Source organism: uncultured Flavobacterium sp. (assembly GCF_951805225.1).
Lineage (GTDB): Bacteria > Bacteroidota > Bacteroidia > Flavobacteriales > Flavobacteriaceae > Flavobacterium.
The window spans coordinates 3,579,546-3,591,504 of sequence record NZ_OX638201.1 but is presented as its reverse complement, the minus strand read 5'-3'; the positions used below and the strand labels follow the sequence as shown (position 1 = coordinate 3,591,504).

The 11,959-nt window shown below is 34.2% G+C and carries 11 protein-coding genes; 4 read left to right on the top strand and 7 right to left on the bottom strand.

The window, feature by feature from the left end; all coding sequences use genetic code 11:
- Nucleotides 1-24: 24 nt before the first annotated feature.
- The 5 genes from WN975_RS14675 to WN975_RS14655 all read right to left on the bottom strand — a co-directional run bounded on the left by WN975_RS14675 (nt 25) and on the right by WN975_RS14655 (nt 5,212).
- Entirely contained in the window at nt 25-297 is a 273-nt protein-coding gene (locus tag WN975_RS14675) for an HU family DNA-binding protein (RefSeq protein ID WP_017498096.1), read from the bottom strand.
- 180 nt (nt 298-477) lie between these two features.
- Complete coding sequence (fmt, locus tag WN975_RS14670) at nt 478-1,425, bottom strand: methionyl-tRNA formyltransferase (RefSeq protein ID WP_337967181.1); 948 nt, start codon at nt 1,423-1,425, stop codon at nt 478-480.
- A complete protein-coding gene (locus WN975_RS14665) occupies nt 1,425-3,320 on the bottom strand; it encodes an ATP-dependent DNA helicase RecQ (RefSeq protein WP_337967180.1) in 1,896 nt (631 codons plus the stop codon). Before WN975_RS14665 ends, fmt begins: the two co-directional genes overlap by 1 nt.
- Nucleotides 3,321-3,385: 65 nt before the next feature.
- Nucleotides 3,386-3,919, bottom strand: a complete 534-nt coding sequence (locus tag WN975_RS14660; RefSeq protein WP_337967179.1) for an ATP-binding protein — start codon at nt 3,917-3,919, stop codon at nt 3,386-3,388.
- A 375-nt stretch (nt 3,920-4,294) separates the two neighbouring features.
- Nucleotides 4,295-5,212 carry a carboxylesterase family protein gene (locus WN975_RS14655; protein ID WP_337967178.1) on the bottom strand — a complete coding sequence of 306 codons (918 nt, stop codon included), beginning with the start codon at nt 5,210-5,212 and terminating at the stop codon, nt 4,295-4,297.
- Nucleotides 5,213-5,429: 217 nt separating this feature from the next.
- On the opposite strand from WN975_RS14655, the gene WN975_RS14650 reads away from it, so the two are divergent.
- From WN975_RS14650 to WN975_RS14635, 4 genes are all read left to right on the top strand, one after another.
- Nucleotides 5,430-5,726, top strand: coding sequence for a DUF493 family protein (locus WN975_RS14650; RefSeq protein WP_337967177.1), 297 nt, complete (start codon nt 5,430-5,432; stop codon nt 5,724-5,726).
- A gap of 3 nt (nt 5,727-5,729) precedes the next feature.
- Nucleotides 5,730-6,452, top strand: a complete 723-nt coding sequence (locus WN975_RS14645) for a DUF4290 domain-containing protein (protein ID WP_121329060.1) — start codon at nt 5,730-5,732, stop codon at nt 6,450-6,452.
- A 105-nt stretch (nt 6,453-6,557) separates the two neighbouring features.
- The gene (murA, locus tag WN975_RS14640; protein ID WP_337967176.1) at nt 6,558-7,871 is read left to right on the top strand and encodes a UDP-N-acetylglucosamine 1-carboxyvinyltransferase; all 1,314 of its coding nucleotides are present in this window, start codon (nt 6,558-6,560) and stop codon (nt 7,869-7,871) included.
- A 13-nt stretch (nt 7,872-7,884) separates the two neighbouring features.
- The gene (locus WN975_RS14635; RefSeq protein ID WP_337967175.1) at nt 7,885-8,760 is read left to right on the top strand and encodes a cation diffusion facilitator family transporter; all 876 of its coding nucleotides are present in this window, start codon (nt 7,885-7,887) and stop codon (nt 8,758-8,760) included.
- Nucleotides 8,761-8,946: 186 nt separating this feature from the next.
- Here WN975_RS14635 and WN975_RS14630 read toward each other — a convergent pair whose 3' ends face one another.
- Both WN975_RS14630 and aroQ read right to left on the bottom strand, forming a co-directional pair.
- Nucleotides 8,947-11,436 carry a DUF5686 and carboxypeptidase regulatory-like domain-containing protein gene (locus WN975_RS14630; protein WP_337967174.1) on the bottom strand — a complete coding sequence of 830 codons (2,490 nt, stop codon included), beginning with the start codon at nt 11,434-11,436 and terminating at the stop codon, nt 8,947-8,949.
- A 70-nt stretch (nt 11,437-11,506) separates the two neighbouring features.
- Nucleotides 11,507-11,920, bottom strand: coding sequence for a type II 3-dehydroquinate dehydratase (gene aroQ / locus WN975_RS14625; protein WP_337967173.1), 414 nt, complete (start codon nt 11,918-11,920; stop codon nt 11,507-11,509).
- Nucleotides 11,921-11,959 lie beyond the last annotated feature (39 nt).

The window sequence follows — 11,959 nt, the reverse complement described above, 5'->3', positions numbered from 1 at the left end:
TATAAGTTTAGAGAACTTTCTTACTTAGTTCACTGCACCTTCTAATTCAGCTCCAGCTTTGAATTTCACTACATTTTTAGCAGCGATTTGGATAGTTTTACCAGTTTGTGGGTTTCTACCGTCTCTAGCAGCTCTAGCAGATACTGACCAAGACCCAAAACCTACTAATGAAACTCTACCACCTTTTTTCAAAGTAGCTCCTACGTTTCCTAAAAAAGACTCTAAAGCTAATTTTGCCGCAGCTTTTGTAATTCCTGCATCAGCAGCGATAGCATCGATTAATTCTGATTTGTTCATAATAATTAGTTATTAATTGTTGGTTAAAAAAAATTGTTAATACACAAATTTAGTAGGAAATCCGTTCCTTGCAAGTGTTTTCTTTAAATTTAGTAAAAATTGTTAATAACTTCGTTTTTTTGTTCATAAAGCGGGTTGTTCATCGGTGAAAATCAGGTAGAAACCCCTGTTTTACTGACTTTAATAGACCTTTGCTGTATCAGAAAAAGTTATACCATTTAGTAATTCTGCCACTTGCATTCTTTTTTTACCCGGTAATTGCAAACTCAAAAGCTGAATAAAGCCATCTTGAACCGCAACTTTGATTTCTTTTTTGCTGCAAATCAACTTTCCAATCTCATGAGAATGTGCTTCAGAAACCAATTTTGCCTCATATATTTTGATAGATTGCTCTTCGTCTTTATCTTTCAAAAAAGACCAGGAAGCAGGATATGGACTTAAACCTCGAATTAGATTATTGATTTCATCTCCGGATTTCGTCCAGTCGATCTTACAATTTTCTTTATTTAATTTATAAGCCGTTTTAATTTCCTCGTTGTCTTCCTGAATTGTAGTAGTTACATTTCCGTTTTCAATAACTTTCAAAGTTTCGATTACGGTTTCACTTCCTAACAACATTAATCGGTCATGTAATTGTCCGGCATTTTCTGTTGGCTCGATAGCAATTTCCGAATTTAAAATCATTGCGCCAGTATCAATTTTGTCATCGATGAAGAAAGTTGTAACACCGGTTTTGGTTTCTCCATTAATAATTGCCCAATTAATTGGTGCTGCGCCACGATAATTTGGTAATAATGAAGCATGAAGATTAAAAGTTCCTAAACTTGGCATTTCCCAAACCACTTTAGGAAGCATTCTAAAGGCAACCACAATTTGCAAATTTGCATTCAGAGCTTTTAATTCGGCAAGAAAACCTTCGTCTTTTAAATTTGTAGGTTGTAATAAAGTTAGATTATTCTCCAGCGCATATTCCTTTACAGCCGAATATTTTATTTTTTGTCCACGTCCTGCCGGTTTATCTGCTGCAGTGATCACGCCAACAACATCGTAATTGTTTTTGATAATGGTATCCAGAATGCCAACAGCAAATTCCGGAGTTCCCATAAATATGATTTTCAATTTTTCCATTATAATTTTAAAGTGTATTTGTTATTCGGTTGAATGGTAATATAATTGTTTTCTAATAATTCCTGAAGTACTACAACAACATCGTTGGCATCCAGTTTTATTTGGGTTTGAATTTCTCTCGAAGTCAAAGCAGCTGATTTTAATAAATGCAGAATTTTATCGGCAATAGAATCAGCTTCTGTAATTTTTCCCTTTTGAGTAATGCAATAAGAACAAACGCCGCAATTCGAATTGGTTTCTTCTCCGAAATAATCTAATACCAATCTATTTTTGCAAGTTTTGTTCTCCTTTATATAATGTAGAACAGATAAAAGTTGTTCTTCTTTTAATTGATTTTGTTTCTCGAGATATTTTGCAACTCGATTTATAGTCAAATCATCTTCGCGAACTTCATTAAATAATATAGTAGCGTCGTTGTTTTTAGATTTATAATCGATGATTTCTTTTTCTTTCAGTTTTTCCAAAACCGCCGAAACCTGTTCTTCTGTATGTTGTGATTTTTTTGCAATCAGCGAAAGATTAAAAGGTGTTTTCATTTCGTAAACGCCTGGATAAGTTCTCACGATTGCCAGAATAATTTCTTCATCATTCGGATTCAAACTCATGTAACGAAGAACTTCTTTTGATTCGATTAAAAACTGCAATGTGATCTTCTCAGAAAATTCCTGTGACATCGTTATAATTCCCTGCTGATTTAAAAACTGCAAAGCATTATAAGTTTTCAAAGTAGGGAAGTCGTATTTATGACAGAAATGATTCAGTTTAAAAGAAAAAGAATCGTCTAAACCTTCGCCATAAGCAATCTGAAAATAATTGCAGAGTTTTACATACATCAACTTCAGAAACTTTTTATCTGGCAAAACGCTCAAAAATTGCTGTTCTGTTTGATTGGCATCAGAATTATTATAAAGTAAAACCGAAAAAGCTTTTTCGCCATTTCGCCCCGCTCTTCCGGATTCCTGATAATAGTTTTCGATATTTTCAGGTAACTGAGTATGAATGACTGTTTTTACATTGTCTTTGTCGATTCCCATTCCAAACGCATTTGTGGCTACAATAACCTGCGCTTGTTCCGACATCCACAATTGCATGTTTTTGTCTTTTTCTTTCGCCGAAAGGCCACCGTGATAATAAGTCGCTTTAAAACCTAATGATTGTAATTGCGTCGACATATTCAAACACGATTTTCTATTTCGTACATATATAATAGAAGGTTGTGGATTTTTCTTCAGAATTTGTTCCGTGCGATACAGTTTATCTTCGACTTCGAAAACCATGTAAGCAATATTTTTTCTTTCAAAAGATTGCTGAAAAAGAATCGGATCTTTCAATCCTAATTCGGTTTTGATATCTTCTATAACTCGCGGAGTCGCAGTTGCAGTTAAAGCTAAAAATGGAATCTTAGGAAAAAACTTTTTAAGTTCAGAAATCTTTAAATAAGCCGGACGAAAATCATGTCCCCATTGCGAAACACAATGCGCTTCGTCAATAGCGATTAAATTTATAGGCAGATTTTTAATGCGTTCCAATATCCAATCCGACTGAAGTCGTTCCGGAGAAAGATATAAAAATTTAAAATTTCCGTATTGGCAATTGTCCAGAAGATCAATTATTTCTTCCGTATGAATTCCGCCAGTAAGCGCGATGGCTTTAATTTCTCGTTTCTGTAAATTCGCAACCTGATCCTTCATCAAAGCGACCAAAGGTGAAACTACCAAACATATACCTTCCTGCATCATTGCCGGAACCTGAAAACAAATCGATTTTCCGCCGCCAGTAGGTAAAAGGGCAAAAGTATCCTGACCGCTTAAAACCGAGTCGATAATCTCTTGTTGCAGCGGTCTAAAACTGTCGTGTTTCCAGTATTTTAAAAGAATTTCTTGCGCTTCTGGCATTGGTCATGTTTTAAAGTTAAAAAATTTAGAAATCAGTTTCTAGTTTTACAACTTTAAACATATGCCTAAATTTTATCTAAGATATAAAGAATTCTGTTCTCAACCGTATCTTTAGGCACTTCAATTAAGTCGTAACCGTATTTTTTATAGGTATCAACAAGGTGTTTTTGTATCGTTAATGCCTGTTCGAAATTCTCGTAACGTTCCGTATCGCTTTCGTAGATTTCTTCCCAAGGCGGTAAAATAAAAGTTTTCGAATATTTAAAATCCTCACAAGCCTTTACAAAATTCTCCGGATAATCATCGCCAATATAATCCATATAAGCAACAACATCTGGAATACCGCGATCTATAAAAACAACATCGTCAGATTCTTCAAGAGCATTTTTAAATTGGTTGATACGCCCTTCAAGCAACATTTCGCTAAACAATAAAGGCTGTTCCAAAAACAATTGTTCGATACCACGTTGTTGTGCTTCGAGCGTAACTTGTCTTGAAATTTCAGGGTAACAGCAGTAGCCACGAGCTACCAATTCGTTGATAAGAGTAGATTTTCCCGTTCCCGGGCCACCAATGAGAACTATGATTTGTTTTTGCACTTTCTAAAAATAAAGCGCAAATTTACCTAAACTTATTGGTATTTAAAAAGATTATTTTGCCTTGAGCGAATGATTTCGCAATTTTAGGAAATAAAGTTCCTGCTGTTCACTCCAATCTTTTGCTTTTTAAAGAAAAAAGGAAAAGGATTTCCGCTTCCATCAGGGCTAATTAGGAGAAATGGTTTTGTTCTTGGAATGATTTTTAAGATTGTGTTAAATTTTCATTTAAACTGGACTAAAGTCCAGCTCTACAAAATAATTCGTTCCTCTGGAACTAAAACAGAAAAGAGCCGAAGGTTCGGTAAATATTGTAGGGCTGGACTTTAGTCCAGTTTAGATGCAGATATATTATACAATATCAATTTAAGATTGTAATCATTCACAAAACAAATATTTACCAGAACCCGCACCTTTTTTATCCGAAGGAATTATAATATGTGATTCAAATCTCTTTCCTTCCAAAACATCATTTACAAAATTCAGAACATATTGTTGCCCTTGATGGAAAAGATAACCTGAGAATTCATGTCCGCCGCCACAAAAAGTGATCAGTTCGATATCTTTATGAAGATCCTTCATTTGATTGTAAACAGCGTAAGATCCAAAAAGAATCAACCAACCCGAAGCATTTGTTGGGCAAGAACGGTGAGAACCCGCAGAATACGGAACGGTTTGATCATTATTCCCGTGCGCCAATAACATCGGAATTGCTTTTTCTTTTGTAATTAAATTAATATCCTGAATTGCTCCGGAACCTCCAATAAAACCGGCATATTTGAAGTTTTCCGGTAAATTGTTTTCATATAAATTCATTAGTTTATAATCCCAAAATGAAGCCTGAAAACTAATTTCGGCACCTGCGCTAATTCCGGAAATAAATACTTTTGAAGCATCAAGATTATATTTATTCGCGTTTTCAATCAAAAACGAAGTCGCTTGCCACATATCGCTCACGCCAATCTGGATGGCTTTTATTTTCTCGGTTAAAGTTCCTTTGCAGCCAAAATCTTTTCCCTTCATATATAAACTGTACGAAATACTGGCAACAGCATAACCATTTTTTGCCATAAACATTCCAAAATCTTTTTCACTCGTGCGTTCTCCACCAGAAAATCCTCCGCCAAAAGCAAAAATGATTAACGGAATTTTTTCATTTGTTTTTTTCTGTGGTAAATACAAATCAAGATCCAGTTTGATAGTATCATTCTGAAAATAAGTCATTGTTTTTATTTCCTGTGCCTGAATATTGTGAAAAGTGAGAATAGTAAAAAGTAGGATGATGATTTTTTTCATTGTAGTGCGGCTTTGCGAGATATTTCTTTGCATTCTTTTCTCAAATATAAGATGAAATTTGACAAAGAAATAATGTTGCAAAGTTTTTTTCTCTGCACCTTTGAGCCTCTGTAACTTTGCTCCTTTAAAACAAACTTTTAAGCCTGAAAAAAATCTAAAATCTAAAATCTGAAATCTGAAATCAAAACCGTATATTTGCGTTTATTTTTAATTACGAATGGAGAACGATAAAGAAAAAAACACCGCCGAATTTTACGAAAGATTAAAGGTTGAGTTAGATAATTCAAATACTTGGCCAGCAGAATACTTGTATAAATTCATTGTGCCTACAGTAGACGATAATGTAGAGCGAGTTGAAAAAGCTTTTGACAGTATGGGCGCGGTTATTAAAACTACAAAATCGAAAACAGGTAAATTTACCAGTGTTTCTGTAGATGTTACCATGCATAGTGCTGACGAAGTGATTAGCAAATACAAAGAAGTTTCTACCATAGAAGGTATAGTTTCATTATAACTTATGAACGAAAAATATAAAAAAGAAGTCGCGAATGATGTTGTTTTTAATTTAGAATATAATTCTGAAAGACAACGTTTAATCATTCCAGAATATGGTCGTCATTTGCAAAAACTGATCGATCAGGCTACTCATATCGAAGATGCTGAAACGCGCAACAAAGCTGCGAAATATATCATTCAGGTTATGGGAAGTTTGAATCCTCATTTGCGTGATGTGCCGGATTTTCAACACAAATTATGGGATCAGCTTTTTATTATGTCTGATTTTAAATTAGATGTAGAATCTCCGTATCCAATTCCGTCTCGTGATGTATTGCAGTTAAAACCAGATGTATTACAATATCCGCAAAACTTCCCAAAATACAGATTTTATGGTAATAATATCAAATATATGATTGATGTTGCCAATAAATGGGAGGAAGGCGAAATGAAAAATGCATTGGTATTGGTAATCGCCAATCATATGAAAAAATCATATTTAAGCTGGAATAAAGACACGGTAAAAGACGATGTTATTTTTGAACATTTATATGAATTGTCAGGAGGAAAAATCAATTTGTTGCAAAGCACAGAAGAGCTTTTAAATACAACTGATTTAATGCGTACCAATAAGCGTATGTCAAACAAAATCACGCCTCCGGGACAACCAAAGATTCAAAGCAATAAAAATAACAACAATAAAGGCGGAAAAAAACCTTTTGTAAAAAATAATAATCAGAAATAAAAAAAAAGGAGCTAAGGTGCTAAGCTTCTAAGTTGCTAAGTTTTTTTGCTTAGAATCTTAGAGTCTCAGAAACTTAGAAACTTTGAAAGAACCTAAAAGAGATCTATGGGAATTTTTAAAATCGAAGGAGGAACTCCTTTAAAAGGAGAAATCACTCCGCAAGGAGCAAAAAATGAGGCGTTACAAATTTTATGCGCCGTGCTTCTAACGGGGGATAAAGTGAAAATTAATAATATTCCCGATATTATTGACATCAATAAATTAATCACATTGTTGGGTAATTTAGGAGTTAAAATTCAACGCAATGAACCGGGTTCGATTACGTTTCAGGCAGATGAAGTTAATGTTGGATATTTAGAAACAGAAGCTTTCAAAAAAGAAGGTGGAGCGCTTCGTGGTTCTATTATGATTGTTGGACCATTATTGGCACGTTTCGGAAAAGGATATATTCCAAAACCGGGAGGAGACAAAATTGGGCGTCGTAGATTAGACACACACTTTGAAGGTTTTATTAACCTTGGAGCAAAATTCAGATACAATAGAGAAGATCACTTTTACGGAGTAGAATCTCCTGAAGGCGGACTTACAGGAACAGATATGTTGCTTGATGAAGCATCAGTTACCGGAACAGCAAACATCGTTATGGCTGCAGTTTTGGCAAAAGGAACAACAACAGTTTACAATGCAGCTTGCGAGCCATACTTGCAACAATTGTGTAAAATGTTGAACTCTATGGGAGCTAAAATTACCGGAGTTGGTTCAAACTTATTGACTATCGAAGGTGTTGAAAGCCTTGGAGGTTGCGAGCACAGAATTCTTCCTGATATGATTGAAATTGGTTCTTGGATTGGTCTTGCAGCTATGACAAAAAGCGAAATCACGATCAAAAATGTAAGCTGGGAAAACTTAGGTTTGATTCCAAATACATTTAGAAAATTAGGTATTACAATCGAAAAGCATGGAGATGATATTTACATTCCTGCTCACAAAGACGGATACGAAGTAAAAACGGATATTGACGGTTCTATCTTAACAATTGCAGATGCACCATGGCCAGGTTTTACACCTGACTTATTGAGTATCGTTTTGGTTGTGGCAACACAAGCAAAAGGCGATGTTTTGATTCACCAAAAAATGTTCGAAAGCCGTTTGTTTTTCGTAGATAAATTAATTGATATGGGAGCAAAAATTATGTTATGTGATCCGCACCGAGCTGTGGTTATGGGACATAATTTCGAATCTCAACTAAAAGCAACAACAATGTCATCTCCGGATATTCGCGCTGGTATCTCATTATTAATTGCAGCACTTTCAGCAAAAGGAACAAGTACAATTCAAAATATAGAACAAATTGACCGTGGATACGAGCGTATCGACGAACGTTTAAGAGCAATTGGTGCAAAAATCGTGAGAGCGTAAATAAAATTCGCAAATGACAGACGAACAAAAAGCTGTAAAAGCTACTATATTCAGTATAGTTGGAAACACCTGCTTGGCCTTTATAAAAGGTCTGGCAGGTTTTTTTGGCAATTCATACGCCTTAATTGCAGATGCAATAGAATCAACAGCGGATATATTTTCGTCTTGTTTAGTTTTATTCGGAATCAAATATTCTAATAAACCACCCGATGAAAACCATCCTTATGGTCACGGTCGTGCAGAACCTTTAATAACCTTTTTGGTTGTTGGTTTTTTAATCACTTCGGCAACGATTATTGGTTACGAAAGTATTGCAAATATTCAGAGTTCACACGATTTGCCAAAATCCTGGACTTTATATGTTTTAGGAGCAATAATTGTCTGGAAAGAGTATTCGTATCGTTTGGTAATGAAACGTAGCAGAGAAACTAATAGTTCTTCTCTTGCCGCTGATGCCTGGCACCATCGTAGTGATGCAATTACTTCTGTAGCAGCATTTATTGGAATTTCGATCGCGCTGATTATGGGCAAAGGTTATGAATCTGCAGATGATTGGGCGGCGCTTTTTGCTGCTTTTTTTATCTTATACAATAGCTATAAAATATTCAGACCTGCGCTTGGCGAAATCATGGATGAGAATTTAAATGATGATTTAGTCGAAGAAATTAGAGTAGTTGCCTTGACAGTTGAAGGTATTCTGGGAACTGAGAAATGTTTTATTCGTAAAGCAGGAATGAAATACCATGTTGATCTTCACGCCATAGTTTCAGCCGAAATATCTGTAAAAGAAGGACACGATTTGTCTCATAAACTTCAGGATAAATTAAAAGAAAAAATACCTCAATTAGGAAATGTCCTGATTCATATCGAGCCAGATGATTATCACTGAGGAGAGGTTCTAAGTTGCTAAGGTTCTTAGGGACTAAGGCTTTCTTTAGCAACGATAAAAATTAAAATCCGTTTATTCTTTAAAAGAGTAAACGGATTTTTTATTGGATATAATTGTAGTTCGAGCAAAGCGAAGAACTTCTCAAAGCATTCGCCTTTGAGCCTTTGTACCTCTGAACCTTTGTCCCTAATCTAACACATTCAAAATCTTCAAGCCAAACACAACGCCATTTTGCTGAATTCCGCCTTGATAAGAATGAACGTAATCAACTCTGAAGAATTTGAATTTTCCAAAACCCAGATTATCCAAACCAACAGTAAATTCAGAATATGGTTTTCTGTCCGGAATCGCAAGGGAATGAAATCCTAGATTCATAGTAGATTTTAAGAGATTCAACAACGGAATTTTATTCATAATAAATCCCGTGTCATTGTGCTCTAAATGCATTTCAAAATAACTGTCGTTTGTACTGTTGGCGTAATATGGCATTAGGTTAAAAACGTTCAGATAACGATCAGTTGTTCCAATATGAGTTTGGTTTCCGTTGAAATGTCTGTAATCTATGAAAGAAATGTTTTCGGCGTTAAAGAATTTTCCACCTCTAAAATTCATTCCAAGGATTCCTTTATTTCCTAACGATAAATCATACTGAACAGAAGCGCCAATTCTTTCGAATTCATACTTTTTTTCACTGGCTGCAAAAGTTTTTTCAAAAGCTAAAAAGACCGTTGGATATTTATCATTTTTAAAATTATATCTTCCGTCAGGACGAGAAATATATTTATTTCCAAAATTAATTCGCGCCGATAAAGCTGCTTTAAACAAATGATGCGGATCAAAAGCCGGCGTTACAAAGTCATTTGGAGCCAACGGATTGTTTGAAGAATATATATCGTCTCTTTTAAAGAACGAATAATCCGTAGTATTAAAAAGTGGTTTTCGTTGTTCATAACCAACTTTTGCATTCAAATTTACTCCGTTTGCAACATCTTGCGAATAGTTGACCTGAGCAAATTCTAAATTATAAAGCTTCATATAATTGTCTTTGAAAAACAATGAACTTATAGAATTGACAAAGTTACTTATTGGTTGAGCACTATTAAATTGAGCGACTTTTGTTCCGCCTGACGCCCAAATTGTAGCATAATTTATATTGTTGAATTTGTGACTGATTTCGCCAGTAACACGAAAACGTTCATCAGAGAAACCGTAATTAAAAGTTGTACTTATAGAAGTAGAAGTTCCTTTTTCTTCATTCCATTTTTTAAATGAAAAACCAGAATCGAGATTAAAACCCTGAACTGTATTAAAACTTAAAGACGAAAGATTCAATAAACCTTTATATTCAAAAGAGTGTTTCTTAAAAGTATTTTTATAATCATAACCCATTATGATGTCCGTAACTTTAAATTTATTGTTTTTGGAATCTATTGAATCAGTGTATTTCTGAGATTTTCTAATAGTTTGTAAACTGTCTTTTTTAGTATAATCATTGCTTTCCTCTATTGTCAAAGGAATCGGACGTATTTGATTCCAAAAAGCATCGTCTTTTTTGTTTGCGTCAGCTTCAAAAGCTACAATTTCATTTCCAAAAGTTTTCTTTTCGAAAGAAGCCGGAAATTCATAATTCGAATAAACATAATTGAATTTTCCAGAGAACTTTACACCAAAAGCGCCGGCATTAAAAGAAAGAGTTTGGGCGTTTTTTGACCAGATTTTGTTTTTGACATTATAACTAAAGCTCTGTTTTAGATTCATTGCTTCAGTAAATTCATTTTTCATTCTGTAACCTTTTATGTCTAAATCGACGGCATAAATTGCAAAACTATCATCAACAATATAAATGTAACCTTCAAAAACTGGTTCTTTGTCACGCTTTGGTGTTACTTTTATTTTATAAATCTGCTGATTATTATCGTCAAAAAAAGTTCCTTCAAGTTTGTATTTGTAGTAATTGAAAGCATTATCAGCGATAGGAGAGATAAGGTTGATGTTGAATTCTAATGTATTGTCATAGAAATCATAAGTAGATAAAGTGGCAGTATTATAACTGAATCCTTTATTGTTTCCTGAAATTTTAGAAGCAATGATTTTCTCTTTTAGTTTTCCGGGTTTTTCAAAAGATATCTTAGAAATTGTTTCTGATAAATATAAAATACCTGTTCCGGTTGAATCTAAATTTGAAGCCATATCATCGCCGATATCGACTTTCATGCCCATTATTTTCTTTGGAAGATCTTTTATTTTGAACATTCCTTTCGAATAAAAATCAGCGGTGTATCGTGCCGTTTTTTCAGAATTGTCTTTTTTGTTCGCAATTGCGCTTTTTATAATTGCATTTGCAGGATTGTTTTTGGGATCAATAACGACTTCATTCAATGCAAAACTTTCTTCCTGCATTACAATGTTTAATGTAACTGTTTTTGAATCTGCTGAAACGGTTGATTTTTGAGTTTTAAAACCCAGGTATTGAAAAACTATTTTGTTTTTACCAATCTCTTTTACGTTCAGTTGGTATTTTCCCTGTTCGTTAGAAGTTGTTCCGGTATAGGTGTTTTCTTCAAAAACCGAAACAAAAGGCAATGGATTTCCTTTATCGTCGGTTATTGTTCCTTTGATCTGTGCAAAGTTTGAAATCGAAAAAAATAAAAAGGCTGATAAAATAAAGTTTTTCATGGAAGTGGTTTCTCTAACAAAAATAGAATAAGTTAAAAATGAGCTTATTAAAAATTTGTTAAAAAAAGACTTACAAGAAAGATTGAATTGCTAAATCATAACTTTTTAAACCAAAACCAAGTATAACACCTTTTGCATTTCCAGACAAATACGATTGATGTCTGAAGCTTTCGCGTGCATAAGTATTCGAAATATGAACTTCGATAACCGGAGTTGTAACCGCTTTTATAGCATCGCCTAAACCTATAGAAGTATGTGTGTAGGCGCCGGCATTTAGAATAATACCGTCAAAAGTAAAACCACATTCCTGAATTTTTCCTATCAATTCACCTTCAATATTGCTTTGGTAATAAGAAAGTTCAATGTTAGGAAATTTTTGCTTCAACGTTTCAAAGTAATCTTCAAAGGTTTGACTTCCGTAAACTTCTGGTTCTCTTTTTCCTAAAAGATTCAAATTGGGGCCGTTGATAATGCAGATTTTCATATTTTGATTTTAATTATAAGTGATGCGAATTCATTTTAT